This is a genomic window from Alkalihalophilus lindianensis (genome assembly GCF_032843265.1).
GTDB classification, from domain to species: Bacteria; Bacillota; Bacilli; order Bacillales; family Bacillaceae_D; genus Alkalihalophilus; species Alkalihalophilus lindianensis.
In genome coordinates this window covers 1-247 of record NZ_JAWJBA010000807.1, presented here as the reverse complement: position 1 = coordinate 247, position 247 = coordinate 1, and the positions used below count along the sequence as shown (strand labels likewise).

The window sequence follows — 247 nt, the reverse complement described above, 5'->3', positions numbered from 1 at the left end:
GTTCGTATGTAAAGCAATGATTTCCTTTTCACTCATTCCCGTATGCTGGATTACCCTTTCCATATCTAACGCAAACTCTTCCTCATAACAGACAGGAATGTGAAGTTTTTTAGATTTACGGTATTCCCTTCCCTCTAGAACATATTTTTCCCATTTTGCTAATAGAGACTGGATAAAGGTATCGGTATCTCTAAGGGGTTTTTTTAGAAAAATTGTGACGGTATGATAGCTTGGAACCACCTCTTCA

Annotated in this window: 1 protein-coding gene; it reads right to left on the bottom strand. The window is 37.7% G+C overall.

The window, feature by feature from the left end; translation table 11 throughout:
- A partial coding sequence (locus RYX56_RS24405) for a carboxyltransferase domain-containing protein (protein WP_317124392.1) occupies nt 1-247 on the bottom strand: 247 nt, incomplete at both ends.